A 25,555-nucleotide genomic window follows, 5' to 3' on the forward strand; every position below is an offset into this window, starting at 1 on the left:
TGGCACCGGGTCATTTCCGGGGCTCGAAGCCCAGCGAGGCCGAGTTGATGCAGTAGCGCTCGCCGGTCGGCTCGGGGCCGTCGGGGAAGACGTGGCCGAGGTGCGCGCCGCAGTCCTGGCAGCGCACCTCCACGCGCACCATGCCGTGGCTGCGGTCGACCACGCGGTCGATGATCTCGCCGCGCAGCGGCTGGAAGTAGCTGGGCCAGCCGCAGCCGGCGTCGAACTTCGTGCCCGAGTCGAACAGCGGCGCGTTGCAGCCGACGCAGTGGTACACGCCTTCCTGCCAGTGATCGGCATATTTGCCCGTGAAGGCACGCTCGGTGGCGCCGTGGCGCGTTACCTCGAACTGCATCGGGTCGAGCTGGGCACGCCATTCGGCCTCGGTCTTCTGGACCTTGCGGGGCTTGTCGTCGGTGGAACTCATGATGAACAGGACACCTCCAGGGTTTGCGCCCAATCGGGCGGAAACTCGGCATAGGCCGAGTGCTCCGGCTGTTCGTCGAACGGCCGCTCCAGAACTTTCAGCAGGCGCTGTGTCTCGCCGAAATCGCCACCCTGTGCCGCACGGATCGCGTTCTCGCACAAGTGGTTGCGCAGCACGTACTTGGGGTTCGCGCGGTCCATTTGCAAGCGGCGCTCGGCCTCCGCGCGGCCGTCGAGCGCGAGGCGACGTGCATAGCGGTCGGCCCAGGCATCGAAGGCCGGGCGGTCGAGGAAGAGGTCGCGCACCGCCTGCGGCTCGGCCGGCGACCACTGCGCCAGCCGGCGCCAGGTGATGGTGTGGTCGGCGCGCTCGGTGGCCATCAGCTGGAGCCAGTCGTCGGCCAGCGCCACGTCCTCGTCGCGTTCGCCGGCGAGGCCGAGCTTGGCGCGAAGCCGCGCCGCCATGGCCTCGGAGAACGTGTGCTTGTAGGGCTCGATCGCCTCCAGCGCCAGGTCGCCGGTGGCCTCGGTCACCTCGCCGCCCATCGCGATCAGCGGCAGCATCGCCTGCGCCAGCGCATGCAGGTTCCAGAACGCCACGCTCGGCTGGCGCGAGTAGGCATAACGGCCCTGGTGGTCCGAGTGGTTGCAGACATGGCCGGGGTCGAAACCGTCGAGGAAGCCGAACGGACCGTAGTCAATCGTCAGGCCGAGGATCGACAGGTTGTCGGTGTTCATCACGCCGTGGCAGAAGCCCACGGCCTGCCAGTCGGCCAGCAGCGTGGCGGTACGGCGCGCCACCGTCTCCAGCAGCGCGGCATAGGGATTGGCCGCCTCGCGGCAGGCGGGGTGGTGCTGGTCGATCACGAAGTCGGCCAGCGTGCGCAGCGCTTCGGGCAAGCCATGATGGGCGAAGTGCTCGAAGTGGCCGAAGCGCACGAAGCTCGGCGCCACCCGCGTCACGACCGCGGCGGTCTCGACGGTTTCGCGCCGCACCGGCAGCGGTGAACCGACGACCGCCAGCGCGCGCGTCGTCGGAATGCCCAGGAAGTGCATCGCTTCGGAACACAGGAACTCGCGGATCGACGAACGCAGCACCGCGCGGCCGTCGCCCATGCGCGAATAGGGCGTGCGGCCGGCGCCCTTGAGCTGCAGCTCCATCGGTCCGTTCGGCGTGTCGATCTCGCCCAGCAGCAGGGCCCGGCCATCGCCCAGCTGACCGGCCCAGACGCCGAACTGGTGGCCGCTGTAGACGGTGGCCAGCGGCTCGCTGCCCGGCCAGGTGCGTCCGCCGGACAACACCTCCAGCGCCTGCCAGTCGGCGCGCTCGGCCCAGTCGCCGGGCCAGCCGAGCAGGCGGGCGGCGCTGTCGCTGGTGGCCACCCAGTGCGGCTGCGGCAGCGCCTGCGCTGCGAGTCGCGTGTGGAAGACGGGGCCCAGTGCGGCATAGCGGTTGCGCCAGTGCAGGCCGAGGGGCGTCGCGTCGGGCCGGTCGAGCTCCGGCAGGGAAACATCTTGCATGCCCGGCAGTCTAGCGAGCCCTCTCACGCCTGCTGCGGTCTAGGGCATACCCCAGCCTAAGCCTTGCGGGACGCTTTCTATGATCGCCCGCATTCCATTGCCAATCGAAGAGGGAAAGACCATGGCCTTGTTGATGGGGCAGATGATGCAGATGCCGCTGCTGATCTCGTCGCTGATCACGCATGCGGCGCGTCACCATGGTGACACCGAGATCGTTTCCAAGCGGGTCGAGGGTGATGTGCATCGCTGCACCTGGGTCGATGTCGAGCTGCGCGCCCGCAAGCTGGCGCAGGCGCTGGCGCGGCTCGGCTGCGAGGCGGGCGACCGCGTCGGCACGCTGGCCTGGAACGGCTATCGCCACCTCGAGATCTACTACGCCTCGTCCGGCTCGGGGCTGGTGTGCCACACCGTCAATCCGCGGCTGTTCCCGGAGCAGATCGCCTGGATCGTCAACGACGCCGAGGACCGGGTGCTGTGTTTCGACCTGACGTTCCTGCCGCTGGTCGAGAAGCTCGCCGCGCAGTTGCCCACGGTGCGCCACTTCGTCGCGATGACGGACCGCGCCCACATGCCGGCACAAACCAGCGTGCCGAACCTGCTGTGCTTCGAGGAGCTGGTGGAGGCCGAGAACGGCGACTACCGCTGGCCCAGCTTCGACGAGAACACGGCGTCGAGCATCTGCTACACCTCGGGCACGACCGGCAACCCCAAGGGTGCGGTCTACAGCCACCGCTCCAGCCTGTTGCACGCGATGGCGGCGGCGCTGCCGGACGGCATGGCGCTGGCGGCTCGCGACACCGTGCTGCCGGTGGTGCCGATGTTCCACGTCAACGCCTGGGGCCTGCCCTATGCCTCGGCCCTGACCGGCTGCCGGGTGGTGTTTCCCGGCCCGCACCTCGACGGCAAGTCGCTCTACGAGCTGTTCGAGGCCGAACGCGTGAGCTTCAGCGCCGGCGTGCCCACCGTGTGGCTGGGCCTGCTGACCTACGTGAAGCAGAACGGCCTGAAGTTCTCCACCTTCAAGCGCACCGTCATCGGTGGCTCGGCCTGCCCGCCGGCGATGCTGAAGACGCTGGAGGACGACTACGGCGTCGAGGTGATCCACGCCTGGGGCATGACCGAGATGTCGCCGCTGGGCACGCTGGCGCGCCTGAAGTCCAAGCACGACGCGCTGCCCAAGGAGGCCCAGCGCCACCTGCAGGAGAAGCAGGGCAAGGTGGTGTTCGGCGTCGACATGGCGATCGTCGGCGACGATGGAGGCATGCAGCCCTGGGACGGCAAGAGCTCCGGTGACTTGCTGGTGCGCGGGCCGTGGGTGATCGACCGCTACTTCAAGCAGACGGCCTCGCCGCTGCACGACGGCTGGTTCCCGACCGGCGACGTGGCGACCATCGACGCCGACGGCTACATGCAGATCACCGACCGCAGCAAGGACGTCATCAAGTCCGGCGGCGAGTGGATCAGCTCGATCGAGCTGGAGAACATCGCGATGGCGCATCCCGGCGTCCACGAGGCGGCCGTGGTGGCCGCCTTCCACCCGAAGTGGGACGAACGGCCGCTGCTGGTGGTGGTGCCCAAGCCGGGCGTGGAGCTCACGCGGGCGCAGTTGCTGGCGCACTACGAAGGCCGGATCGCCAAGTGGCAGATTCCGGATGACGTGGTGTTCGTCGCCGAGATCCCGCACACCGCCACCGGCAAGATCCAGAAGATGCGGCTGCGCGAGCAGCTCAAGGATCACAAGCTGCCGACCACCTGAACGGCCCACCACGAGCGGAGACGACGATGCGGATCGCGACCTGGGTGCATCAAACGGCGGTCGGTTCGCTGTTGCTGCTGGCCGTGGGCACGGTGGCGGCGCAGAAGGGCGAGACCGTCAAGATCGCCTGGATCGACCCGCTGTCGGGCCTGATGGCCCCGGTGGGCCAGAACCAGGTTCGGAGCTTCCAGTTCTTCGCCGAGAAGTTCAACAAGGATCCCCGGCTCAACCCGGCCGGCGTGCGCTTCGAGATCGTTCCGTTCGACAACAAGCTCAGCCCCAGCGAAACCGTCAACGCGCTGAAGTCCGCGGTGGACCAGGGTGTGCGCTACGTGACGCAGGGCAACGGTTCCTCGGTGGCCGGCGCGATGATCGATGCGGTGGCCAAGCACAACGAGCGCAACCCGGGCAAGGAGGTGATCTACCTCAACCACTCCGCGGTCGACCCCGACTTCACCAACAGCCGCTGCAGCTACTGGCACTTCCGCTTCGACGCCGATACCTCCATGAAGATGGAGGCGCTCACGACCTTCATCAAGGACCTTCCCGACGTCAAGAAGGTCTACCTGCTCAACCAGAACTACTCGCACGGCCAGCAGGTGGCGCGCTACGCGAAGGAGAACCTCGCGAAGAAGCGGCCCGACGTGCAGGTGGTCGGCGAAGACTTCCACCCGCTCGCGCAGGTGCGCGACTTCGCGCCCTACATCGCCAAGATCAAGGCGAGCGGGGCCGACAGCGTGATCACCGGCAACTGGGGCTCCGACCTGTCTCTGCTGATGAAGGCCGCCAACGAGAGCGGCTACGCCGGGCGGTTCTTCACCTACTACACCGGCGTGACCGGCGCGCCCACGGCGCTCGGCCGCAACTTCGACGGCCGTGTCTACCAGGTCGCCTACCACCACTACAACATGCCCGGCGCGATGGGCCAATGGCAGAACGAGTTCCGGCAGAAGCTCAACGACGACTTCTACACCGGCTCGGTGGTCCACATCTACAACATCCTCTCGCAGGCGATGGCGCGGGCGAAGTCGACCGAGCCGCTGAAGGTGGCGGCGGCGATGGAGGGCCTGAAGTTCAACAGCTTCAGCGGCGAGGTCGAGATGCGCAAGTCCGACCACCAGCTGCAGCAGCCGCTCTTCATCACGGTGTGGCAGCAGGCCGACGCGAAGTTCCCGTACAGCCCGGAGAACACCGGCATGACGCTGGCGCCGGTCAAGGAGTTGCCGGCCTTCGTGTCGAGCACGCCCACCAGCTGCCAGATGAAGCGGCCCTAGGGCTCGTTCTCTGCAGCGCGGACGCGAGCACGGGCGCCCGATGGAGTTCTTCACCCTCTCGATGCTCAACGGCCTGAGCTACGGGCTGCTGCTGTTCATGCTCAGCTCGGGGCTGACGCTGATCTTCAGCCTGATGGGCGTGCTGAACTTCGCGCACGCCAGCTTCTACATGCTGGGCGCCTACCTGGGCTACACGATCGCCAAGGGGGTCGGCTTCTGGCCCGCGCTGGTGCTGGCGCCGTTGGCGGTCGGAGTGCTCGGGGCGTTGTTCGAGCGCGCCTGCCTGCGCCGCCTGCACCGCCACGGCCATGTGCCCGAGCTGCTGGTGACCTTCGGCCTGTCCTACGTCATCCTGGAAGTGGTGCAGTTGCTGTGGGGGCGCGTCGCGCTCGATTTCCAGCCACCCGCCGCGCTGCGCGGCCCGGCTTTCACGCTGGTGGCGACGGCGGGTGAGGGCCTGCAGCTGCTGTGGGGGGCGGCGCCGGCCGCCCTGTGCAGCGCCGCCGGGGCCGTGTGCTCGCCGTTCCCTGCCACGCGTGGTTTCATGATGCTGGTGGCCCTGCTGATGCTGCTGGCGCTGTGGCTGCTGATCACCCGCACCCGCGTCGGCCTGGTGATCCAGGCGGCACTGACCCACCCTGAGATGGCCGAGGCGCTGGGGCACAACGTGCCGCGCGTGTTCATGGGGGTGTTCGGCGCCGGTGCGGCGCTGGCCGGGCTGGCCGGCGTGATCGGCGGCAGCACCTTCGTCACCGAACCGGCGATGGCGGCTACCGTCGGCTCGGTGATCTTCGTCGTGGTGGTGGTCGGCGGCATGGGCTCGTTGCCGGGCGCCTTCGTGGCGTCGCTGCTGATCGGCGTGCTGCAGACCTTCGCGGTCGCGGTGGACTACTCGCTCGGCGCGCTGCTGCGCTCGCTGGGCCTGGAGGTCGGCCCTGCCGCGGCGGGCAACTCGCTGCTGCGGCTCACGGTCTCGCAGGTCGCACCGATCCTGCCGTACCTGCTGCTGGTGCTGGTGCTGATCTTCCGCCCCCGCGGACTGCTCGGCACGCGGGAAGGCTGAGCAGGCCATGGCGCTGGTGTTCCGATACCGCCCGCGCAACGTGGCGCGCGGTCTCGTCTGGGGGCTGTTCGCGCTGCTGCTGGCCGTGGCGCCGCTGCTGTTCGGCAGCGGCCTGTCGCTGACGCTGCTGTCGCAGATGGGCATCGCGATCATCGCCTGCCTGTCCTACAACATGCTGCTGGGGCAGGGCGGCATGCTCAGCTTCGGCCACGCGGTCTACAGCGGCCTCGGCGCCTACCTGGCGATCCATGCGCTCAACCGCGCGGCCGACGGGCAGCTGCCGCTGCCGGTGAGCCTGGTGCCGCTGGTCGGCGCACTCGCCGGGATCGGCGTCGCGCTGCTGCTGGGCTTCGTCACCACCCGCAAGTCGGGCACGCCGTTCGCGATGATCACGCTGGGCCTGGCGGAGCTGGTGTTCGCGATGTCGCTGATGGTCCCCGAGTTCTTCGGCGGCGAGGCCGGCGTCGCCGCCGACCGCGTGATCGGTGCGCCGGTGGCGGGCATCAGCTTCGGTCCGCAGATCCAGGTCTACGCCCTGATCGCGCTCTACACCTTCTTCGCCACGGCGGCGATGTTCGCCTTCACGCGCACGCCGCTGGGTCGCATGCTCAACGCGGTGCGCGACAACCCGGAGCGGGTCGGCTACATCGGCTACGACGCCCAGCGGGTGCGCTATCTCACCTTCGTCATCGCGGGCGGCTTCGCCGGCCTGTCGGGGGGCCTGCACGCACTGAACTTCGAGATCGTCACCGCCGAGGTCGTGGGCCTGCAGCGCTCGGGGGCCTACCTGCTGTTCACCTTCCTCGGCGGCGCGGGCTTCTTCTTCGGCCCCATCCTCGGCGCCGTGCTGATGGTGCTGGCCTTCGTGCTGTTCAGCGAGTTCACCCAGGCTTGGCTGCTCTACCTCGGCCTCGTCTTCCTGATCATGGTGATGTACGCGCCGGGCGGCCTGGCCGGTCTGGTGATGATGAACCTGCGCGTCGCGGCCTACGGCCGGCTGCGTCCGCTGTGGCCGGCCTACCTCGCGCTCGCCGGCACGGCGCTCACGGTGCTGGCCGGCGTCGGCGCGATGATCGAGATGGTGTATCACCTGCGGCTCGACGCCGCGCTGGGCAGCGGCCCGCTGCGCTACCTGGGCGTGCCGCTGGAGCCGCATGGCGTCGACAGCTGGTGCGGCGCAGTCCTGGTCGCGCTGGCCGGGCTGGGCCTGTTCGAGCTCACGCGCCGCGAGTTCGCCCGTCGATGGGGCGCCGTGCAGCAGGAAATCGCGCACGAGATCCGGCAGAAGGAGGCCTCGTGAGCCTCACGGCCGACTTCGCGCTCGAGCTGCGCGGCGTGCGCAAGCATTTCGGCAAGACCGAGATCATCCGCGGCGCCGACCTGCAGGTGCGCTCCGGCGAGCGCGTGGCGCTGATCGGACCCAACGGCGCCGGCAAGTCGACGCTGTTCAACCTCATCAGCGGGCGCTTCGCGCCCAGCAGCGGCGAGATCCGGCTGCACGGGGCGCGCATCGACGGCTGCGCACCGCACGAGATCAACCGCCTGGGCCTGGCGCGCAGCTTCCAGGTCAGCAACCTGTTCACGCGGCTGTCGGTGTTCGAGAACCTGCGCTGCGCCGTGCTGTGGAGCCTGGGGCATCGCTACGCGTTCTGGAAGTTCCTGGCCGACCTGCGCGACGCCAACGAGCGCGCCGAGCAGGTGATGGCGATGCTGCACCTCGACCGCAAGCGCGACGTGGCGGCAGCCGACCTGACCTACGCCGAGCAGCGCGCACTGGAGATCGGCCTGACGATCGCCGGCGGCGCCGGCGTGATCCTGCTCGACGAGCCCACCGCCGGCATGAGCCGCAGCGAGACGCGCCGCTTCGTGCAGCTGATCCGCGAGGCGAGCGAGGGCCGCACGCTGCTGGCCGTGGAGCACGACATGGGCGTGGTGTTCGATCTGGCCGATCGCATCGCGGTGCTGGTCTACGGCGAGGTGATCGCCTGCGACACGCCCGCCGCCGTGCGGGCCAACGCGACGGTGCAGGAGGCCTACCTGGGTGCCGCGCTGGCGGTCGGGGACGCGTGATGCTGCGCCTCGACGAACTCCACGCCTACTATGGCAAGAGTCACGTGCTGCACGGCGTGTCTCTGCAGGTGCAGCCGGGCGAGATCGTCAGCCTGCTGGGCCGCAACGGTTCGGGCCGCTCGACCACGGCGAAGGCGGTGATGGGCCTCGTCGACGGCCGCGGCAGCGTCACGTGGCGGGGCGAGGAGTTGCTGGGGCGCGCCCCGTTCGACATCGCGCGCCGCGGCGTCGGCTACGTGCCCGAGAGCCGTGACGTGTTCCCCGGCCTGACGGTGCTGCAGAACCTGCAGCTCGGGCAGAAAGGTGGGGCGGGCCAGCCGGCGCGGCCGCCACGCTGGCGCCTCGACGACATGTACCGGATGTTCCCGCGCCTGAAGGAGCGCGAGCACACCGAGGCGGGCCTGCTGTCGGGCGGCGAGCAGCAGATGCTGACGCTGTGCCGCACGCTGATGGGCGATCCCGACCTGGTGCTGGTCGACGAACCGACCGAAGGCCTGGCGCCGAAACTGGTGGAGCAGGTGGCGGGCTTCCTGCGCGAACTGCAGCAGCGTGGCATGGCCGTGCTGCTGGTCGAGCAGAAGCTCACCATCGCACTCGACGTCGCCCAGCGCTGCTATGTCATGGGCCACGGGCGCATCGTGTTCGAGGGCACGCCGGCGGACCTGCGCGCCGACGCCGAAGTCCGCCGGGAGTGGCTGGAGGTCTGAGTCCGGCACGGCTGTCACGGCAGCGACACGCCGCCGCGCCGCTTCTGCGCCAGAATCGAACGATCGTTCTATTTCCGACTGTCGTCCTGGAGAGCCCGATCCATGAGTGCCCGTTATGCAGTCCACGGCCCGGCGGCCGTCATCACGCTCGACAACCCGCCGGTCAACGGCCTGGGCCATGCCACCCGGCGCGACGTGGCCGACGGCCTGGTGCGTGCCCAGGACGATCCGGCGGTGCAGGCGATCGTGATCACCGGCGCCGGCCGGGCCTTCTCGGGCGGCGCCGACATCCGCGAGTTCGACACGCCGCAGGCGATGCGCGAGCCCAACCTGCTGAGCCTCATCCTCGCCATCGAGGCGTCGGGCAAGCCGGTGATCGCCGCGCTGCACACGGTCTGCATGGGTGGCGGACTGGAGCTCGCGCTCGGCTGTCATTACCGCGTGGCCGCGCCGGGCTGCCAGGTCGCCCTGCCGGAGGTGAAGATCGGCCTGATCCCGGGGGCCGGCGGCACGCAGCGCCTGCCGCGCGTGCTGGGCGTCGAGGACGCGCTGAACATGATCCTCAGCGGCGAGCCGGTGGCGAGCGAGCGGCTCGCGGCGCTGCCCGGCCAGCGGCTGTTCGACCGGCTGGTCGAGGGCGATCTGATGACCGGGGCGCTGGCCTTCGCGGCCGAAGTGGCGGCTCGGCGCCCGCTCCCGCTGGTGCGCCGGCTCACGGCCCATCACCCGAACGCCGACGCCTATTTCCAGTTCGCCCGCAACACCGCCACCGCGATGGCCCCGCAGTTCCCGGCGCCGCGCAAGTGCATCGACATGGTCGCCGCCTCGGTGGCGCTGCCGTTCGATGAGGGCCTGCGGCTGGAGTGGTCGACCTTCACCGCGCTGATGCTCACGCCCGAGTCGCGTGCGCTGCGGCATGTGTTCATGGCCGAGCGCGCGGCGGGCAAGATCGCCGACGTGCCGGCCGACACGCCGGTGCGCAGCGTGAAGCGGCTCGCCGTCATCGGCGCCGGCACCATGGGCGGCGGCATCGCGATGAACTTCCTCAACGCCGGACTGCCGGTGGTGATGCTCGAGACGAAGCAGGAGGCGCTGGATCGCGGCGTGGCCACGATCCGACGCAACTACGAGGCGCAGGTGAAGAAGGGCAAGCTCACGGCCGAGCGGGCCGAGCAGCGCCTGGGCCTGTTGAGCACGACGCTGGACTACGCCGACCTGGCCGACGCCGACATGGTGATCGAGGCGGTGTTCGAGGACCTGGGCGTCAAGGAACAGGTGTTCCGTCGCCTCGACGAGGTGATGAAGCCCGGCGCCATCCTCGCGTCCAACACCTCCACGCTGGACCTGAACCGAATCGCCGCGTTCACGCGGCGGCCACAGGACGTGATCGGCACCCACTTCTTCAGCCCGGCCAACGTGATGAAGCTGCTGGAGGTGGTGCGCGGTGAGCAGACGGGCAAGGACGTGCTCGCCACCGTGATGCAGCTGGGCAAGAAGATCCGCAAGACCTGCGTGGTCTCGGGCGTCTGCGATGGTTTCATCGGCAACCGCATGGTCGAGCAGTACCTGCGCCAGGCCTTCCTGCTGGTCGACGAAGGCAGCACGCCACAGCAGGTGGACAAGGCGATCGAGCGCTTCGGCTTCGCGATGGGTCCGTTCCGCATGAGCGACCTGGCGGGCAACGACATCGGCTGGGCGATCCGCAAGCGTCGCTACGCCGAACGGCCGCACATGCAGTACAGCAAGACCCCCGACTTGCTGTGCGAGACCGGCCGCTTCGGCCAGAAGACCGGTGCCGGCTGGTACGACTACCAGGCCGGCAAGCGCGACGCGATCCCGTCGCCGGTGGTGCTCGAGCTGATCGAAGGCCATCGCAGGACGCTGGGCATCACGCCGCGCAAGATCGGCGACGACGAGATCGTCGAGCGCCTGGTCTACGCGCTGGTGAACGAGGGCGCGCACCTGCTCGAGGAGGGGATCGCGGCCAAGGCCGGCGACATCGACATGGTCTACCTCACCGGCTACGGCTTCCCGCTGCACCGCGGCGGGCCGATGCGCCATGCCGACGAGGTGGGCCTGTTCAACGTGGTGCGCGCGATGCGGCGCTTCCAGCACAACCCGCTCGACGACGCGGCCTTCTGGGAGCCGGCGCCGCTGCTGGCGCGCCTGGCTGCCGACGGCAAGACCTTCGGCCACGGCCTGTAAACGCGAGGACGCCAAGCATCATGACGAAAGCAGTGATCGTCTCCACCGCCCGCACGCCGCTCGCCCGCAGCTGGAAGGGCGCCTTCAACATGACCCACGGCGCGACGCTCGGCGGCTTCGCGGTGCAGGCCGCGGTGCAGCGCGCCGGCATCGAGCCCGCAGAGGTCGAGGACGTGATCCTCGGCTGCGCCTTCCCCGAGGGCGCGACCGGCAGCAACATCGCGCGCCAGGTCGCGCTGCGGGCCGGGTTGCCGGTCACGGTGAGCGGACTCACCGTCAACCGTTTCTGCTCCAGCGGCCTGCAGAGCATCGCGTTGGCTGCACAGCGCATCGTGGCGGGCGAGGGCGGCACGTACGTGGCCGGCGGCGTGGAGAGCATCTCCTGCGTGCAGAACGAGATGAACCGGCACCTGCTGGCCGACCCCTGGCTGCGCGAGCACAAGCCCGAGATCTACTGGCCGATGCTGCAGACCGCCGAGACGGTGGCGCGGCGCTACGGCATCGAGCGAGAGCGCATGGACCGCTACGGTGCCGCCAGCCAGCAGAAGGCCTGCGCGGCGCAGGAGGCCGGCCGGTTCGCCGACGAGATCGTAGCCGTCACGGTGACGACCGGCACGGCCGATCCGGTACACGGTGTGCGCAGCCGGGACGTGACGGTCAGCGCCGACGAGGGCCTGCGCCACGGCACCACCTACGAGGCGGTGGCCGGCATCCGCAGCGCGCTGCCGGGCGGCGTGGTGGCGGCCGGCAACGCCAGCCAGTTCTCCGACGGTGCCGGGGCCTGCGTGGTGATGGACGAGGCGCTGGCCGAGCGCCGGGGCCTGAAGCCGCTGGGCCGCTTCCTTGGCTTCGCGGTGGCCGGCTGCGAGCCCGACGAGATGGGCATCGGCCCGGTGTTCGCGGTGCCCAAGCTGCTGCAGCGCCTGGGCCTGGCCGTCGACGACATCGACCTGTGGGAACTCAACGAGGCCTTCGCGGTGCAGGTGCTGTATTGCGCCGACCGCCTGGGCCTGCCGATGGAGCGGCTCAACGTCAACGGCGGCGCGATCGCGGTGGGCCATCCCTACGGCGTCAGCGGCCAGCGCCTGGTCGGCCATGCGCTGCTCGAAGGACGGCGCCGCGGCGCGAAGCGGGTGGCGGTCACGATGTGCATCGGCGGCGGCATGGGCGCCGCCGGCGTGTTCGAGGTGCTGTGAACCGCCGACTCGCATCATGAGCTTCCGCGCCACGCTCGACTTCCTGCTGCACGACTGGCTGCGCGTCGAGACGCTGACGCAACGCCCGCGCTTCGCCGAGCACAGCCGCGAGACCTTCGACGCGGTGCTCGACACCTGCGAACGCATCGCCCGCGAGACCTTCGAGCCGGCCAACCGGCGCGCCGACGTGCAGGAGCCGCACTTCGACGGCGAGCGCGTGCACTTGCCGGAGAGCACCAGGACCGCGACCGAGGCCTACGCCGCGTCGGGCATGCTGGCTGCGGCGCAGGACGTCGAGATCGGCGGCATGCAGTTGCCCTGCGTGGTCGAGATGGCCGCCAACGCCTGCTTCTTCAAGGGCAGCGTGGCGATCAGCGCCTACGCGATGCTGACCACCGGCAACGCCAGCCTGCTGATGGCGCACGGCACGCCGCAGCAGATCGACAGCTTCGCGCGGCACGAGTTCTCCGGTCGCTGGTTCGGCAGCATGTGCCTGTCCGAGCCGCAGGCCGGCTCCAGCCTCGGCGACGTCACCACCCGCGCGCGCCCCGACGGCGAGGGAAGCGAGCACGATCCGCTGGGGCCGCGCTACCGGCTCAGTGGCCACAAGATGTGGATCTCGGGTGGCGAGCACGAGCTCACCGAGAACATCGTCCACCTCGTGCTCGCCAAGATCCCCGCGGACGACGGCACGCTGCCGGCCGGCGTGAAGGGCCTGTCGCTGTTCATCGTGCCCAAGTGGCTGGTGCAGCCCGGAGGCCGACTCACCGGCGAGCGCAACGACGTGGCGCTGGCAGGCCTGAACCACAAGCTCGGCTACCGCGGCACCACCAACACGCTGCTGAACTTCGGCGAAGGCCGCTTCCGGCCGGGCGGCGCGGCCGGGGCGGTCGGCTACCGCGTCGGCGCGCCGGGCGAGGGCCTGCGCTGCATGTTCCACATGATGAACGAGGCGCGCATCGGCGTCGGCCTCGGCGCGGTGATGCTGGGCTACGCCGGCTACGAGAGCAGCCTGGCCTACGCGAAGCAGCGGCCACAGGGCCGGCCGCTCGGTGCCAAGGACGCCGGCCGCCCGCCGGTGGCCATCGTCGAGCACGCCGACGTGAAGCGCATGCTGCTGGCGCAGAAGGCCTACGTCGAGGGCGGTCTGGCGCTGGCGCTCTACTGCGCGCGGCTGGTCGACGACAAGCGCAGCGGCAGCGCGACCGAGCAGGCCGAGGCCGGCGTGCTGCTGGAGCTGCTGACGCCGATCGCGAAGAGCTGGCCCAGCGAGTGGTGCCTGGAGGCCAACAGCCTGGCGATCCAGGTGCTCGGCGGCAGCGGCTACACGCGCGATTTCCCGGTCGAGCAGCACTGGCGCGACAACCGGCTGAACATGATCCACGAGGGCACCCACGGCATCCAGGGGCTGGACCTGCTGGGCCGCAAGGTGGTGATGGATGGAGGAAAGGGCCTGAGGCTGCTGGCCGGCCGCATCGACGCCAGCATCGCCCGGGCCGGCCAGGTGGCAGGGCTGGCGGAGCAGGGCAACGCGCTGGCGCGGGCGCTGCAGCACCTGGGCGCCGCCACCAAGGCGGCCTGGGCCAGCGGTGAGCCGCGCGACGCGCTGGCCAATGCCACGCCCTACCTGCAAGCCTTCGGCCACGTGGTGCTGGCGTGGATGTGGCTGGAGTTGGCGCTGGCCGCCCGCGCGGCGCTGGACGCTGGCAGCGACACGGCGTCAGGCAGCACCGCAGCGGCGCTCTACCATGGCAAGCTCGCCGCGGCGCGCTACTTCTTCCACTACGAGCTGCCCAAGATCACGGCCTGGCTCGCGGTGGTCGAGACGCGCGACGCGACCTGCCGCGACCTGGACCCCGACTGCCTCTGACGATGAAACCGCAAACCCTCGACTCCCTGATCTGGCCGCTGATCTTCGGCGGCATGGCGCTGCTGATGCTCGGCCTCTGGACGATCGACGCCGCCGCCGTGCTCGGCCACGCCCTCGCGTGGAGCGGCACGGCGCTGATCGCCGTCGGCGCGGTGATGATCTGGCTGCGCTCGCGCCTGCCGGCCCAGGGCGACGGCGAAGGGAGGCCGCGATGATCCACCATGTGGTGATCTGGACGCTCAAGGACCCGGCCGACGCGCCGCGCTTCAAGGACCTGCTCGACAGCTGTTCCGACCTGGTGCCGGGCATGCTGGCCTTCGATGTCGGGATCCGCACGCCCGGCCTGGAAGCCAATGCCGACGTGGTGCTGGTGTCCGCATTCGCCGACGCTGCGGCGCTCGACGCCTACCAGCAGCATCCGGCCCATCAGGCGGTCGCCGCGCAGCTCGGGCCGCTGCGCAGCGACCGGCGCGTGGTCGATTACCGGTCGGCCTGAGGCCGGCCGGCGCCCACCGCACGCGGTCGGCGTCGCCTCGTCCCGATGATCGCCGACACCTATCCCTTCCCGATCCGCATGAACGCTTCCGTCCTCGCTTTCCTGTCCCGGCTGCTTCGGCTGTCGAGTTGCGTCGCCCTGTTCGGCGTCAGCGGCTGGAGCGCCGCGGCCGACACCGCGCCCTACGTCTTTCCGAGCTACCGCGACGGCGCCGCCGTGAAGGCGCGTTGCGACCGCACGCTGCGCGAGATCGAGGCGCAGGCGCGGCGCATCGCGGCCGGTCGGGGCCCGGACGGCGTGCTGGTCGAGATCGACCGGCTCGGACAGACAGTCGACGACAGCATGTCGCCGGTGTTCTTCCTGGCGAACGTGCACCCCGACAAGCCGGTGCGCGACGCGGCCGAGGCCTGCGAGCTGCGCTACCAGGCCTTCACCAGCCGGCTGTACCAGAACCCCAGGATCTACCGGCGTCTGCAGGCGCTGCAGCCGGTCGATGCGATCGACCGGCAGATGCGGGCCGATCTGCTCGCGAGTTTCGAGGACGCCGGGGTCGGCTTGCCGGCCGCGAAGCGCGACCGCGCACGCGCGCTCAACGACGAACTGGGCCGCCTGTCGCAGGACTTCGAGCGTCGCCTGCGCGAGGACAAGACCCGCGTCGCCTTCACCGACAGCGAGCTCGACGGGGTGCCGGCCAGTGTGTGGAGCACCGCCCCCCGCGACGCGCAGGGCCGGGTGCTGCTGGGGCTCGACTACCCGACCTACTCGCCGGTGGTGGAGAACGCGCGCAGCCCGGGGGCACGCGAACGCATGTGGCGGGCCTTCCAGGCGCGCGGCGGCCAGGCGAACCTGAAGACGCTGGCGCGGCTGGGCGAGAAGCGCCGCAGCTACGCGCGCCTGTTCGGTGTCGAGAGCTATGCCGATTTCACGCTGCGCCGTCGCATGGCGCTGAACGTGGGCAACGTGCAGGCCTTCCTCGGCGAGGTGAAGGGCGAGCTGGGCGAGCGCGAGGAACGCGATCTGTCCGAACTGCGTGCCGCCAAGGCCGCCGAGTTGAAGACGGCGCCCGACACCACGCCGCTGAAACGCTGGGACGTGGGCTACTACCTCGAGCGCGTCAAGCGCGAGCGCCTGGCGCTCGACCAGGAGAGCTTCCGCCGCTATTTCCCGCCGCAGGCCAGCGTCGACTTCGTGTTCGCGCTCGCCGGGCGGCTGTTCGGCGTGGGCTTCGAGCCGGTGCCTCAGTCGCTGTGGCATCCCGACGCCAAGGCCTACGTCGTGGTCGACGCCGCCAGCCGCACGCCGCTGGCCACGCTCTACCTCGATCTCTACCCCCGTGCCGACAAGTACGGCCACGCGGCGGTGTGGCCGCTGCGCGGCTCGTCGACCTGGAGCGGGCAGTTGCCGACGGCCGCGCTGGTGACCAACTTCGACCGCCAGGGCCTGACGATCGACGAGCTGGAAACGCTGCTGCACGAGTTCGGCCATGCGCTGCACGTCACGCTGTCGCACACGCGCTATGCCGCACAGGCCGGGACCGCGGTCAAGCTCGACTTCGTCGAGGCGCCATCGCAGATGCTGGAGGAATGGGTCTACGACGCCCAGGTGCTGGCGCTGTTCCAGCAGGTCTGCGCGAGCTGCGAGCCGGTGCCAGCCGACCTGCTGGCGCGCGCCGTGCAATCGCGCAGCTTCGCCAAGGGGCTGCAGTTCGCGCGCCAGCATCTGTACGCCAACTACGACCTCGCGCTGCACGACAAGGACGCGCCGGACCCGATGGCGCTGTGGGCCCGCATGGAGAGCGCCACGCCGCTCGGCTACGAGCCCGGCTCGCTGTTCCCGGCCGGCTTCTCGCACGTCGCCGGCGGCTACGGCGCCGGCTACTACGCCTACCTCTGGAGCCTGGCGATCGCGCAGGATCTGCGCACCGCCTTCGCGGCCGACCCGCTGGACCCGGCCGTCGGTCGTCGCTACCGTGAGACGGTGCTGGCCAACGGCGGCCAGGCTCCGCCCGCCGAGCTGGTGGCGCGCTTCCTGGGGCGTGCGCCGAGCAACGCCGCGTTCTTTGAGTGGCTCGAGCGCTGAGGCGGCGCGTTCACGGCACGGACCCGACACGATGGACTTCCCGGTACTCATTCCCTTCGTGGAGCAGCTCGGCTTCGAACTGGTCCGTCTTTCCGACGGCGAGGCCGAGATCACGGTGCGCGTCGTGGACGCGCTGACCAATTCCTTCCAGGTCGCCCACGGCGGTCTGACGATGACCCTGCTCGACGTCGCGATGGCGCATGCCGCGCGCAGCAGCAACTTCGCGCAGGCCGGGCTCGGCCCCGGCGTCGTGACCGTGGAGATGAAGACCAGCTTCCTGCGTCCCGGCGAGGGCCTGCTGCGTTGCCACGGCCGGCTGCTGCACCGCACGGCCACGCTGGCGTTCTGCGAAGGCCGCGTGCTCGGCGAGGACGGCGTGCTGTGCGCACATGCGACAGGCACCTTCAAGTACCTGCGCGCGCTGCCGGCCGGCGCGCGTGAGCCCAAGTCGCTGCAGCGCCGTCTCGCCGGCAGCGGCTCCGACTGAAACCCGCACCGGAGACACACCATGACCGCAACGATCAACCAGCAGATCCTGCTCGCCTCGAGGCCCGATGGCGAACCGACGGTCGACAACTTCCGCCTCGTCGAGACGCCGCTGGCCGAGCTGGAGGACGGCCAGGTGCGCGTGCGCCACCACTACCTGTCGCTCGACCCCTACATGCGCGGCCGCATGAACGAGGGCCGCAGCTACGCCCAGCCCCAGCCGCTGGGCGAGGTGATGATCGGCGGCACCGTCGGCGAGGTGGTGGCCTCGCGCCACGCGTCCTTTGCTGTCGGCGATGCCGTGGTCGGCATGGGCGGCTGGCAGCTCTACCAGACGGTCGACGCCAGGCAGCGCGGCGCGCTGCAGAAGGTCGACACCACGCAGATCCCGCTGTCGGCCTACCTGGGCGCTGTCGGCATGCCGGGCGTGACGGCGTGGTACGGCCTCACGCAGATCATCGCGCCGCAGGCCGGCGAGACGGTCGTGGTCAGCGCGGCGAGCGGTGCGGTCGGCGGTGCGGTGGGGCAGCTGGCGAAGGCGCGCGGTGCCCGCGTGGTCGGCCTTGCCGGCGGGCCGGAGAAGTGCGCCTACGTCAGCGGCGAGCTGGGCTTCGACGCCTGCATCGACTATCGCCAGCACCCGGATCTCAAGTCGCTGAGCGCGGCGCTGAAGGCGGCCTGTCCGAACGGCATCGACGGTCACTTCGAGAACGTCGGCGGCCTGATCCTCGACGCCGTGATGCTGCGCGCCAACGCCTTCAGCCGCATCGCCTTCTGCGGGATGATCGCCGGCTACAACGGCGAGCCGATCCCGATGCAGAACCCCTCGCTGATCCTGGTGAACCGGATGAAGCTGCAGGGCTTCATCGTCACCGAGCACACGGCCTTGTGGCCGCAGGCACTGAAGGAACTGGGTGCGGCGGTCGCGAGCGGCCGGCTCAAGTACCGCGAGAGCATCGCCGAGGGCCTGGCCGGTGCGCCGCAGGCCTTCCTCGGGTTGCTGAAGGGCCGCAATTTCGGCAAGCAGCTGGTGAAGCTGGTCTGAGCCCCGGCCGGAACCGGCAGGCCCGTCGAGCCGTCGAAGCTTCAGGCCGGACACCGCGCAGGAGCCCCTCATGAACCACGGCACGCCACCGATGCAAGCGGGTGACGAGTTCCGCGAGGATCTGCGTCCGCTGGCCGCGACCGTGGCGCGCGCCGGGCAGGGCGCGGCCGCCGCGCGCCGCGTGCTCGGCGCGCAGGAGCTCGCACCGCTGACGCGCCTGAACGACTGCCGCTCGATGGGCGCGCTGGCGCTCAGCGTCGGCGTCAGTGCCGCGGCGATCACGTTCGGGCTGGCCGTCTGGCCCAGCCCCTGGGTGCTGGCGAGCGTTCTCGTGGTCGGGGTGCAGCAGCACGGCTTCTTCATCCTGGCCCATGAGGCGGCGCACTACCGGCTGCTGTCGAGCCGGCGACTCAACGACGTGCTGGGGCGACTGATCGGCATGGTCGGTGGGATCTCGATGTGCACCTACCGCGTGATCCACCGCCTGCACCACAACCACCTCTACGGTCCGCAGGACCCCGACACCGCGATCCACGGTGGCTATCCGCGCGGCGTGGCCTATCTGTGGAAGAAGCTCGGCGCGGACCTGCTCGGCGCGAATGCCTGGAAGACCTACGCCTACTTCTTCGGCGCGCCGGCGATCCGCGACGAGACGGCCATGGGGGGTGAGGGTGCGTTGCGGTCGCAGAAGCTGCTGAACGACACCTCTGCGGACTTGCGGCGCGCCGCGCGCCAGGACCGGTGGTGGGTCGTGGCCGCGCAGCTCGCGTTGCCGGCAGCGAGCTTCGGACTCGGGGGCTGGCAGGGGCTGGCGCAGTACGCGGTGCTGTGGGCGCTGCCGCTGCTGACGGTGCTGCAGCCCATCCTGCGGCTGCGCGCGATCTGCGAGCACGGCGCGGTCACCGATCTCGGCTCACCGCTGACGGCGGCGCGCAGCAACCTCACCGGCCCGGCGAAGAGCGGCCGGGCCGCCGACACGCTGCTGAACCTGCTGGGCCGCGCACTGCTGTTCCCGCACCACGTGAATCACCACCTCGAGCACCACCTGTACCCGGCCGTGCCGCACTACCACCTGCCGCGGCTGCACCGGCTGCTGGCGGCCAAGGGGGTGCTCGACGGCGCCGAGGTGCGCGACCTGTCCGACACCTTCCGCCGCCTCTTCGCGCCACGGCCCGCGCACCGCGCCGCACCACCGACCCTCCCCGGAGCCTCCACCCCATGAGCGACCTGATCCTGCACCACTACCCAGCCTCGCCGTTCGCCGAGAAGACCCGGCTCATCCTGGGCTACAAGCGGCTGGCCTGGCGCAGCGTGACCATCCCGATCATGATGCCCAAGCCGAACCTGGTGGCGCTGACCGGTGGCTACCGCAAGACGCCCGTGCTGCAGGTCGGTGCCGACATCTACTGCGATACCGCGCTGATCGCCCGCGTGATCGAGGCCCATGCGCCCGAGCGCACGCTCTATCCGGCCGAATCGGCGGGTGAGGCACCGCTGATCGCGCAATGGGCCGACTTCACGCTGTTCTGGACCGCCGTGCCCTACACGCTGCAGCCCGCCGGCATGGCGGCCATCTTCGCCGGCGCGCCGCCCGAGGTGCTGAAGGCGTTCGGCGCCGATCGCGCCGCGATGACCACGGGACTGCACTGGCCGACCGTGAGCGACGCCACCGCGCAGCTGCACAACCACCTGGGTTGGATCGAACAGCGGCTGGCCGACGGGCGCGCCTTCCTGGGCGGCGGCACGGCGAGCATCGCGGACTTCTCGGTGGCGCACTGCGTGTGGTTCGTGAAGAGCGCGCCGCCGGTGGCCGGGATCCTGGACGCTTACCCGAACCTGCTGGCTTGGCATGCCCGCGTGCTGGCTTTCGGCCACGGCCGACCCGAAGCGCTCGGCGAGGACGAGGCCCTGACCATCGCGGCCGGGGCGAAGGCGCATGCACCGGTGAGCGTGATGCCGGGCCTGGGCTTCGAGGCCGGCGAGCGCGTGGCGGTGTCGGCGGTGGACTACGGTCGCGACCCGGTGGTCGGGCCGCTGGTGGGGCTGACGCGGGAGACCGTCACGGTCGAGCGCCGCGACGACCGGGCAGGGCAGGTGCGCGTGCATTTCCCCCGTTTGGGCTTCCAGATCAAGAAGGACACGACGGCATGATCCAGCAGTTCGCCGGCCGCACCGCGGTCATCACCGGGGCCGGTTCCGGTTTCGGCCTGGAGGCCTCGCGCATCGCCGCGCGCGAGGGCATGAAGCTGGTGATGGCCGACGTGCAGGCCGATGCGCTGGAGCGCGCGGTGGCCGAGATCGAGGCGCTGGGGGCCGAGGTGCTGCCGTTCCGGCTCGACGTGGCGCAGGCCGCCGAGGTCGAGGCGCTCGGGGCTGCGACGCTGGCGCGCTTCGGCGCGCCGCACCTGGTGTTCAACAACGCCGGCGTCGGTGCCGGAGGCCTGATCTGGGAGCACACGCTGAAGGATTGGGAGTGGGTCATCGGGGTCAACCTGATGGGCGTGGCGCACGGTGTCCGCGTGTTCACGCCGATGATGCTGGCGGCCGCGGCGCAGGACGCGGGCTACGAAGGGCACATCGTCAACACGGCGTCGATGGCCGGCCTGCTGAACACGCCGAACATGGGCGTGTACAACGTCACCAAGCATGCCGTGGTGTCCCTCAGCGAGACGCTGTACCAGGATCTGCGGCTCGTCACCGAACGTGTCGGTGCCTCGGTGCTCTGCCCCTACTTCGTGCCGACCGGGATCGGGGACAGCCACCGCAACCGGCCGACCGCGCTGCGTGGGCAGCGGGCGACGCAAAGCCAGCGCGTCGCGCACGCGATGATCGGGAAGGCCGTGGAATCAGGGAGGGTCAGCGCGGCGCAGGTGGCGCAGTTCGTGTTCGATGCCGTGCGCGAAGGCCGCTTCTACATCTACAGCCACCCACAGGCCCTGGCCGGCGTGCGGGCGCGGATGGAGGACATCGTCCAGGGCCGCAATCCCAGCGATCCCTACGAGGCGCGGCCTGACCTGGGCCAGCAGCTGAAGGCGGCATTGCGCCTTGCAACTTCAAGTGATTAATCACATTAAAAATAAATAATAAGCTATTGATTTTCAATGATTAAATTCATTTCTTAAAGTTATTTCTACGCGATGCAGCAGGGCAAAAGCTGACCTGGTCGAACAGCCGGCCACGACATTCTCCGCGGCAATGCCGGGCCGGCAGACTCGCGTGGCACACTGCGCCGCCCATGAAGCCGCCTCCGACCTTCCACGCCCCCTCCGGCCGCACCGCGCATGCGCTGCGGCCGTTCCGCAGATGAGCGGCGCTCGACGCGCAGCGGTCATCGGCGGCGGCCCCGCCGGCCTGATGGCCGCGGAGGTGCTGGTGGTCGGCGGCGTGCAGGTCGACCTGTACGACGCCATGCCGTCGGTCGGACGCAAGTTCCTGCTCGCCGGCAAGGGCGGACTCAACCTGACGCATGGCGAGCCCTTCGAGGACTTCCTCACTCGCTACGGTGCGCGGCAGGCACAACTCGCGCCCTGGCTGACGGACTTCGATCCGGCCGCGCTGAGGCGATGGGCCAACGCGCTGGGCATAGCGACCTTCGTCGGCAGTTCCGGCCGGGTCTTTCCGAGCGACCTGAAGGCCGCACCGCTGCTGCGGGCCTGGCTGCAGCGCCTTCGGGGGGCCGGGGTGAGCTTCCATCAACGCCATCGCTGGTGCGGCTGGACCGACGACGGTGCGTTGCGTTTCGCGACCCCGACCGGCGAGCGCACCGTGCGCCCCGACGCTGTGCTGCTGGCGCTGGGCGGCGCCAGCTGGGCGCGGCTCGGCTCCGACGGGGCCTGGCTTCCGGGGCTCGCCGCGCGCGGTGTCGATGTGGCGCCGCTGCAACCGTCGAACTGCGGCTTCGACGTCGGGCGCGCCGGCCGGGCGCCGGGTTGGAGCGCCCACCTGCGCGAGCGCTTCGCCGGCGCGCCGGTGAAGCCGGTGGTGCTGAGCACCGAGACCTCCGACGGCCGCCGCTTCCACCGCCAGGGCGAGTTCGTCGTCACCGCGACCGGCGTCGAGGGCAGCCTGGTCTATGCCGCCTCGGCGCTGCTGCGCGACGAGATCGCCGCGCACGGCGAGGCGAGCCTCACGCTCGACCTGCTGCCGGATCGCAACCCGGACTGGGTGGCCGCTGAAGTGGCTCGGCCGCGCGGACCGCGCTCGCTGTCGACCCACCTCAAGAGCCGGCTCGGCATCGACGGCGTGAAGGCCGCGCTGCTGCATGAACTGCTCGACAAGGAGCAGTTGCACGACGCCGCGCGCCTCGCCGCGGCCCTGAAGGCGCTGCCACTGCGGCTGGTGGCGGCCCGGCCGGTCGACGAGGCCATCAGCACCGCTGGCGGCGTGCGCCTCGAGGCGCTCGACGAGCGGCTGATGCTCAGGGCGCTGCCCGGCGTGTTCTGCGCCGGCGAGATGCTCGACTGGGAAGCGCCGACCGGCGGCTACCTGCTCAATGCCTGCTTCGCCACCGGCCGCGCCGCGGGGCAGGGCCTGCTCGCCTGGCTGGCGGCAGGCGAGCGCTGAACCGGGCACGACGCCGGCACGGCGTCAGCAGGCACAATGGCGGGATGACTGCCACCCAGCCTGTTCATCTCGTGCGCCCGGCGCCCGTCCATGTGCATCCGTCCAGCGAACGCTGGAGCGTGGAGGCCATCGAGGCCCTGTTCGCTCTGCCGTTCAACGACCTGATCTTCCGTGCCCAGCAGGTGCACCGTGAGCATTTCGATGCCAACGCGGTCCAGCGCTCGACGCTGCTCTCCATCAAGACTGGCGGTTGTCCGGAGGACTGCGCCTACTGCCCGCAGTCGGTCCACCACGACACCGGTGTCGAGGCCGACAAGCTGATGGATGTGGCCACGGTGCGGCAGGCGGCGCAGGCCGCCGCCGCGGCCGGCGCCACGCGCTTCTGCATGGGCGCGGCCTGGCGTGAGCCCAAGGACCGCGACATCGAGAAGGTGGTCGAGCTGGTCCGCGAGGTCAAGTCGCTCGGCCTCGAGGCCTGCTGCACGCTGGGCATGCTGAGCAAGCCGCAGGCGCAGGCGCTGAAGGAAGCGGGCGTCGACTACTACAACCACAACCTCGACACCGCGCCGGAGGCCTACGGCCGCATCATCAGCACGCGCGTCTACGAGGAGCGCCTGCAGACGCTGGCGCACGTGCGCGACGCCGGCATGAACGTGTGCTGCGGCGGCATCGTCGGCATGGGCGAGAGCCGGCGCGAGCGCGCCGGGCTGGTGGCGCAGCTGGCCAACCTGGACCCGCACCCGGAGTCGGTGCCGATCAACGAACTGGTGCAGGTCGAGGGCACGCCGCTGGCCGGCAGCGACAAGCTCGACCCCTTCGAGTTCGTGCGCACCATCGCCGTCGCCCGCATCACCATGCCGACCGCCTACGTGAGGCTGTCGGCAGGCCGCCAGGAGATGGGCGACGCGATCCAGGCGCTGTGCTTCCTGGCCGGCGCCAATTCCATCTTCTACGGCGACAAGCTGCTGACGACCGGCAACCCGGACGTCGAGCGCGACGAGGCGCTGTTCGAGCGACTCGGCCTCACGTCGGCCTGATGCCCGGTGCCCGCATGACGGGCGCTGGCATGCTCAGCCGAGCTTCTTGACGAAGCCGCGCATCTCGCTGGCCGAGTAGCCGCGCATCGTCTGCGTCCGCACGTTGCCCAGCTGCGCCATCTTCAGCGCGCTGAGCATCGCGCCTTCCTCGGGGCCCTCGGTGATCAGCACCAGGTCGTAGGGGCCCTGGGTCCAGTGCACGCTCTTGACCGTGACACCCAGGCCCTCGGCCAGCGCCTTGTAGGCCTCGAAGCGCTCCGGCGAGTCCTTGATGCTGCGTGCGCCCTGGTCGGTGAAGTTCACCAGTGTGATGAAGGCAGGCATGGCGTTCCCCTCGTGGAGCCCGGTCACCCGGGCGGGACGCTCCGCCGTGCTGGCGCCGCGTGCTGGTCGGAGCGTCGTCGGCCCCGGCACCGCGTGCACTTCCATCGCACCAGCCTGTTAGCTTCGGCGCTGCACCGGCCAAAGGCAAGGCCGCCGTGTGGCGGCCCGGCCGGCCGGCGCGCGCCGCCGCCTCAGGCCGTGCCTTTGCCGGCCTCGAGGGCCGCGCGGCGCTTGCCGCGCGAGCGGATGTTCAGCGCCTCGACGCCCAGCGAGAACGCCATCGCGGCATAGATGTAGCCCTTGGGCACGTGCATGTCGAAGGCCTCGGCCGTCAGCGCCATGCCGACCATCACCAGGAAGGCCAGCGCCAGCACCTTGACCGACGGATGGCGGTCGACGAACTCGCCGATCGGCCGGGCCGCCACCAGCATCACGCCCACCGAGGTCACGACCGCAGCCACCATCACGCCGATCTGGTCGACCATGCCCACCGCGGTGATCACCGAGTCGAGCGAGAACACGATGTCGATCACCGCGATCTGACCGATGACGCCCCAGAACAGACGGTTGCCGGCGGCCTTCAGCGCGGCCTCGTCGGTGGCCGGCGGGCCGTCGCGCTCGGGCGCCTCGACCTCCACGAAGATCTCGTGCGAGGCCTTGTAGAGCAGGAACAGGCCGCCGAACAGCAGCACCAGGTCGCGCCCGCTGATGCCTTGGCCGAGCACCGAGAACAGGTCGGCCGTCAGGCCCATCACCCAGCTCAGCGAGAACAGCAGCAGCAGCCGAGAGACCATCGCGAAGCCCAGGCCGAGGCGGCGCGCCTTTTCGCGCGTCTCCGGCGGCAGCCGGCCGACGAGGATGGAGATGAAGATGATGTTGTCGACGCCCAGGACGATTTCCAGGGCGGTGAGCATCGCGAACGCGATCCAGATGTTGGGGTCGAGGAGGAAGTCCATGGCAGCAGGTTGAATGCGGGGATGCCGCAGCAGGCCTGCAGTGCAGGCCGGGGAGACATTGGGGCCGCGGGACGTCCGCGGCAGGGTTCAGGCGAGGCGGGATGCCGTTCGGGGCGGCCGCCGCAGCCCGTCGAGGTAGGGCGGGCGCAAGCGGCTGTCGGCATCGGGCCGCGGCAATGCGGCGCGCGGCGCGGTGAAGCCCGGCAACGCGGCTTCGGCCAGCAGCCCCGGGCCGTCCGCTGCGCTCTCGGCCTGCGCCTGCGACATCGGGTCCGGCAGCGTCAGGCGGTCGAGCGCGCGTTCCGGCATCGCCGCCTCGGACTGCAGAGCCCGGGCCGTGCTGTCGTGGCTCACATCCGCCGGCACGAGGATGCCGCAGCAGCACAGGAGGACGGCGAACAGGACGGCGTGGAGCCTGAAGATCATGGGCCGAATTGTAGGGGGCGCGGCCGGCGCGTTGTCCTACAGCAGGGACTTTCGG

24 protein-coding genes are annotated in these 25,555 nt (G+C 70.3%); 19 read left to right on the forward strand and 5 right to left on the reverse strand.

Going from position 1 to position 25,555, the window contains the following annotated elements; all coding sequences use genetic code 11:
* Positions 1-10: 10 nt before the first annotated feature.
* Both msrB and MPE_RS08900 read right to left on the reverse strand, forming a co-directional pair.
* On the reverse strand, positions 11-427 hold the full coding sequence (msrB, locus tag MPE_RS08895; protein WP_011829363.1) for a peptide-methionine (R)-S-oxide reductase MsrB: 417 nt from the start codon (positions 425-427) through the stop codon (positions 11-13).
* A complete protein-coding gene (locus MPE_RS08900; RefSeq protein ID WP_011829364.1) occupies positions 424-1,947 on the reverse strand; it encodes a protein adenylyltransferase SelO in 1,524 nt (507 codons plus the stop codon). Before MPE_RS08900 ends, msrB begins: the two co-directional genes overlap by 4 nt.
* A 121-nt stretch (positions 1,948-2,068) precedes the next feature.
* Here MPE_RS08900 and MPE_RS08905 point away from each other — a divergent pair, with 121 nt between their 5' ends.
* From MPE_RS08905 to bioB, 19 genes are all read left to right on the forward strand, one after another.
* On the forward strand, positions 2,069-3,703 hold the full coding sequence (locus tag MPE_RS08905; RefSeq protein ID WP_041929610.1) for a 3-(methylthio)propionyl-CoA ligase: 1,635 nt from the start codon (positions 2,069-2,071) through the stop codon (positions 3,701-3,703).
* Positions 3,704-3,729: 26 nt separating this feature from the next.
* Positions 3,730-4,977 carry a branched-chain amino acid ABC transporter substrate-binding protein gene (locus tag MPE_RS08910; RefSeq protein WP_011829366.1) on the forward strand — a complete coding sequence of 416 codons (1,248 nt, stop codon included), beginning with the start codon at positions 3,730-3,732 and terminating at the stop codon, positions 4,975-4,977.
* 40 nt (positions 4,978-5,017) lie between these two features.
* Positions 5,018-6,040, forward strand: a complete 1,023-nt coding sequence (locus MPE_RS08915; RefSeq protein ID WP_011829367.1) for a branched-chain amino acid ABC transporter permease — start codon at positions 5,018-5,020, stop codon at positions 6,038-6,040.
* Positions 6,041-6,047: 7 nt separating this feature from the next.
* Positions 6,048-7,340, forward strand: a complete 1,293-nt coding sequence (locus tag MPE_RS08920; RefSeq protein WP_011829368.1) for a branched-chain amino acid ABC transporter permease — start codon at positions 6,048-6,050, stop codon at positions 7,338-7,340.
* The gene (locus MPE_RS08925) at positions 7,337-8,110 is read left to right on the forward strand and encodes an ABC transporter ATP-binding protein (protein ID WP_011829369.1); all 774 of its coding nucleotides are present in this window, start codon (positions 7,337-7,339) and stop codon (positions 8,108-8,110) included. The genes MPE_RS08920 and MPE_RS08925 overlap by 4 nt, the downstream gene beginning before the upstream one ends.
* Complete coding sequence (locus tag MPE_RS08930) at positions 8,110-8,817, forward strand: ABC transporter ATP-binding protein (protein WP_041930050.1); 708 nt, start codon at positions 8,110-8,112, stop codon at positions 8,815-8,817. The genes MPE_RS08925 and MPE_RS08930 overlap by 1 nt, the downstream gene beginning before the upstream one ends.
* A gap of 102 nt (positions 8,818-8,919) precedes the next feature.
* Positions 8,920-11,022, forward strand: coding sequence for a 3-hydroxyacyl-CoA dehydrogenase NAD-binding domain-containing protein (locus MPE_RS08935; RefSeq protein ID WP_011829371.1), 2,103 nt, complete (start codon positions 8,920-8,922; stop codon positions 11,020-11,022).
* 20 nt (positions 11,023-11,042) lie between these two features.
* Positions 11,043-12,218 carry an acetyl-CoA C-acyltransferase gene (locus MPE_RS08940; RefSeq protein ID WP_011829372.1) on the forward strand — a complete coding sequence of 392 codons (1,176 nt, stop codon included), beginning with the start codon at positions 11,043-11,045 and terminating at the stop codon, positions 12,216-12,218.
* 16 nt (positions 12,219-12,234) lie between these two features.
* The gene (locus MPE_RS08945) at positions 12,235-14,088 is read left to right on the forward strand and encodes an acyl-CoA dehydrogenase (RefSeq protein ID WP_011829373.1); all 1,854 of its coding nucleotides are present in this window, start codon (positions 12,235-12,237) and stop codon (positions 14,086-14,088) included.
* Between the two features lie 2 nt (positions 14,089-14,090).
* Positions 14,091-14,303: a hypothetical protein gene (locus MPE_RS08950; protein WP_041929611.1), complete on the forward strand. Its 213-nt coding sequence runs from the start codon at positions 14,091-14,093 to the stop codon at positions 14,301-14,303.
* Positions 14,300-14,584 (forward strand): Dabb family protein, encoded by a 285-nt coding sequence (locus MPE_RS08955; RefSeq protein WP_011829374.1) that lies wholly within the window; start codon positions 14,300-14,302, stop codon positions 14,582-14,584. The genes MPE_RS08950 and MPE_RS08955 overlap by 4 nt, the downstream gene beginning before the upstream one ends.
* A gap of 78 nt (positions 14,585-14,662) precedes the next feature.
* On the forward strand, positions 14,663-16,663 hold the full coding sequence (locus MPE_RS08960) for a M3 family metallopeptidase (protein WP_158304605.1): 2,001 nt from the start codon (positions 14,663-14,665) through the stop codon (positions 16,661-16,663).
* 31 nt (positions 16,664-16,694) lie between these two features.
* Positions 16,695-17,150 (forward strand): PaaI family thioesterase, encoded by a 456-nt coding sequence (locus MPE_RS08965; RefSeq protein WP_041929612.1) that lies wholly within the window; start codon positions 16,695-16,697, stop codon positions 17,148-17,150.
* 21 nt (positions 17,151-17,171) lie between these two features.
* A complete protein-coding gene (locus MPE_RS08970) occupies positions 17,172-18,194 on the forward strand; it encodes an NADP-dependent oxidoreductase (RefSeq protein WP_011829377.1) in 1,023 nt (340 codons plus the stop codon).
* 70 nt (positions 18,195-18,264) lie between these two features.
* A complete protein-coding gene (locus MPE_RS08975) occupies positions 18,265-19,416 on the forward strand; it encodes a fatty acid desaturase (RefSeq protein ID WP_011829378.1) in 1,152 nt (383 codons plus the stop codon).
* Positions 19,413-20,345: a glutathione S-transferase family protein gene (locus MPE_RS08980; protein ID WP_011829379.1), complete on the forward strand. Its 933-nt coding sequence runs from the start codon at positions 19,413-19,415 to the stop codon at positions 20,343-20,345. Before MPE_RS08975 ends, MPE_RS08980 begins: the two co-directional genes overlap by 4 nt.
* Entirely contained in the window at positions 20,342-21,259 is a 918-nt protein-coding gene (locus tag MPE_RS08985; RefSeq protein WP_011829380.1) for an SDR family oxidoreductase, read from the forward strand. The genes MPE_RS08980 and MPE_RS08985 overlap by 4 nt, the downstream gene beginning before the upstream one ends.
* 238 nt (positions 21,260-21,497) lie before the next feature.
* Positions 21,498-22,757, forward strand: a complete 1,260-nt coding sequence (locus MPE_RS08990) for a TIGR03862 family flavoprotein (RefSeq protein WP_011829381.1) — start codon at positions 21,498-21,500, stop codon at positions 22,755-22,757.
* A gap of 44 nt (positions 22,758-22,801) precedes the next feature.
* A complete protein-coding gene (bioB, locus tag MPE_RS08995) occupies positions 22,802-23,794 on the forward strand; it encodes a biotin synthase BioB (protein WP_011829382.1) in 993 nt (330 codons plus the stop codon).
* Between the two features lie 33 nt (positions 23,795-23,827).
* Here bioB and MPE_RS09000 read toward each other — a convergent pair whose 3' ends face one another.
* The 3 genes from MPE_RS09000 to MPE_RS09010 form a co-directional block, all read right to left on the reverse strand.
* Positions 23,828-24,118, reverse strand: coding sequence for a GYD domain-containing protein (locus tag MPE_RS09000; protein WP_011829383.1), 291 nt, complete (start codon positions 24,116-24,118; stop codon positions 23,828-23,830).
* Positions 24,119-24,309: 191 nt separating this feature from the next.
* Positions 24,310-25,074, reverse strand: coding sequence for a TerC family protein (locus tag MPE_RS09005; protein WP_011829384.1), 765 nt, complete (start codon positions 25,072-25,074; stop codon positions 24,310-24,312).
* 87 nt (positions 25,075-25,161) lie between these two features.
* Positions 25,162-25,500 carry a hypothetical protein gene (locus tag MPE_RS09010; RefSeq protein ID WP_011829385.1) on the reverse strand — a complete coding sequence of 113 codons (339 nt, stop codon included), beginning with the start codon at positions 25,498-25,500 and terminating at the stop codon, positions 25,162-25,164.
* Positions 25,501-25,555: the final 55 nt, after the last annotated feature.

The sequence above is a fragment of the Methylibium petroleiphilum PM1 genome (genome assembly GCF_000015725.1).
Classification (GTDB): Bacteria; Pseudomonadota; Gammaproteobacteria; order Burkholderiales; family Burkholderiaceae_C; genus Methylibium; species Methylibium petroleiphilum.

What these genes read in the sequence shown, in the direction of transcription:
- msrB (WP_011829363.1), bottom strand. Translation starts at nt 427, where the DNA reads ATGAGTTCCACCGACGACAAGCCCCGCAAGGTCCAGAAGACCGAGGCC.
- MPE_RS08900 (WP_011829364.1), bottom strand. Translation starts at nt 1,947, where the DNA reads ATGCAAGATGTTTCCCTGCCGGAGCTCGACCGGCCCGACGCGACGCCC.
- MPE_RS08905 (WP_041929610.1), top strand. Translation starts at nt 2,069, where the DNA reads ATGGCCTTGTTGATGGGGCAGATGATGCAGATGCCGCTGCTGATCTCG.
- MPE_RS08910 (WP_011829366.1), top strand. Translation starts at nt 3,730, where the DNA reads ATGCGGATCGCGACCTGGGTGCATCAAACGGCGGTCGGTTCGCTGTTG.
- MPE_RS08915 (WP_011829367.1), top strand. Translation starts at nt 5,018, where the DNA reads ATGGAGTTCTTCACCCTCTCGATGCTCAACGGCCTGAGCTACGGGCTG.
- MPE_RS08920 (WP_011829368.1), top strand. Translation starts at nt 6,048, where the DNA reads ATGGCGCTGGTGTTCCGATACCGCCCGCGCAACGTGGCGCGCGGTCTC.
- MPE_RS08930 (WP_041930050.1), top strand. Translation starts at nt 8,110, where the DNA reads ATGCTGCGCCTCGACGAACTCCACGCCTACTATGGCAAGAGTCACGTG.
- MPE_RS08935 (WP_011829371.1), top strand. Translation starts at nt 8,920, where the DNA reads ATGAGTGCCCGTTATGCAGTCCACGGCCCGGCGGCCGTCATCACGCTC.
- MPE_RS08940 (WP_011829372.1), top strand. Translation starts at nt 11,043, where the DNA reads ATGACGAAAGCAGTGATCGTCTCCACCGCCCGCACGCCGCTCGCCCGC.
- MPE_RS08945 (WP_011829373.1), top strand. Translation starts at nt 12,235, where the DNA reads ATGAGCTTCCGCGCCACGCTCGACTTCCTGCTGCACGACTGGCTGCGC.
- MPE_RS08950 (WP_041929611.1), top strand. Translation starts at nt 14,091, where the DNA reads ATGAAACCGCAAACCCTCGACTCCCTGATCTGGCCGCTGATCTTCGGC.
- MPE_RS08955 (WP_011829374.1), top strand. Translation starts at nt 14,300, where the DNA reads ATGATCCACCATGTGGTGATCTGGACGCTCAAGGACCCGGCCGACGCG.
- MPE_RS08960 (WP_158304605.1), top strand. Translation starts at nt 14,663, where the DNA reads ATGAACGCTTCCGTCCTCGCTTTCCTGTCCCGGCTGCTTCGGCTGTCG.
- MPE_RS08965 (WP_041929612.1), top strand. Translation starts at nt 16,695, where the DNA reads ATGGACTTCCCGGTACTCATTCCCTTCGTGGAGCAGCTCGGCTTCGAA.
- MPE_RS08970 (WP_011829377.1), top strand. Translation starts at nt 17,172, where the DNA reads ATGACCGCAACGATCAACCAGCAGATCCTGCTCGCCTCGAGGCCCGAT.
- MPE_RS08975 (WP_011829378.1), top strand. Translation starts at nt 18,265, where the DNA reads ATGAACCACGGCACGCCACCGATGCAAGCGGGTGACGAGTTCCGCGAG.
- MPE_RS08980 (WP_011829379.1), top strand. Translation starts at nt 19,413, where the DNA reads ATGAGCGACCTGATCCTGCACCACTACCCAGCCTCGCCGTTCGCCGAG.
- MPE_RS08985 (WP_011829380.1), top strand. Translation starts at nt 20,342, where the DNA reads ATGATCCAGCAGTTCGCCGGCCGCACCGCGGTCATCACCGGGGCCGGT.
- MPE_RS08990 (WP_011829381.1), top strand. Translation starts at nt 21,498, where the DNA reads ATGAGCGGCGCTCGACGCGCAGCGGTCATCGGCGGCGGCCCCGCCGGC.
- bioB (WP_011829382.1), top strand. Translation starts at nt 22,802, where the DNA reads ATGACTGCCACCCAGCCTGTTCATCTCGTGCGCCCGGCGCCCGTCCAT.
- MPE_RS09000 (WP_011829383.1), bottom strand. Translation starts at nt 24,118, where the DNA reads ATGCCTGCCTTCATCACACTGGTGAACTTCACCGACCAGGGCGCACGC.
- MPE_RS09005 (WP_011829384.1), bottom strand. Translation starts at nt 25,074, where the DNA reads ATGGACTTCCTCCTCGACCCCAACATCTGGATCGCGTTCGCGATGCTC.
- MPE_RS09010 (WP_011829385.1), bottom strand. Translation starts at nt 25,500, where the DNA reads ATGATCTTCAGGCTCCACGCCGTCCTGTTCGCCGTCCTCCTGTGCTGC.